Origin of the sequence: Paraburkholderia sp. SIMBA_027 (genome assembly GCF_046535315.1) — a bacterium.
GTDB classification, from domain to species: domain Bacteria; phylum Pseudomonadota; class Gammaproteobacteria; order Burkholderiales; family Burkholderiaceae; genus Paraburkholderia; species Paraburkholderia tropica.
On record NZ_JAWRWY010000080.1, the window covers coordinates 1 to 568 of the forward strand.

A 568-nucleotide genomic window follows, 5' to 3' on the forward strand; every position below is an offset into this window, starting at 1 on the left:
TAAGAAGATGACAGGTAGAACAATCTCGGAGGTCTTCCATATAAAGGAGGGGTAATAAGCTGATGATTATGATACAGGTCTACTTCATTGTGAATAAGCTCATTAATTTCATCTACTCTTTGGTTGAATAGAGTTTCATGATCTGCATCTGCAGGAATATTTAGAAAAGTTTTTTGAGTTTCAGTCAATTTATTGATTATATGCCCTTTAGAAACTCCGTAATCTATTCTGTCATCAAATAAATTATTCAATAATTTATATTGTGAGACTTTCTCATATGAGGAATAAAAATTGGTAATAGACCCAGCTGATCCTATTCTCATACGTTCTGTAGAACCTGCGATTGCCATAAGCAATAATTCCGGAGAGGTATAACAATAATCACTATTAAAATGATGCTCTGCTAACCAAAATCTATGGAAACCTAACTCTTCAGCTTTTTGTGCGTAATCTATCACAGATGTGATGTTTTGTAAAGAGTCTATATTATCTCTTTCGCCAAGTTCTAGAATACTCAATTTAATATTTCCCATGATGAATAGTATTTAAATAAGTAATAATTTATCCC

The 568-nt window shown here is 32.0% G+C and carries 1 protein-coding gene; it reads right to left on the bottom strand.

The genetic code is table 11. The annotated features are described in order from the left end of the window. A partial coding sequence (locus tag SB764_RS38220; RefSeq protein WP_410866492.1) for an LLM class flavin-dependent oxidoreductase occupies positions 1-518 on the bottom strand: 518 nt, incomplete at its 3' end. Positions 519-568: the final 50 nt, after the last annotated feature.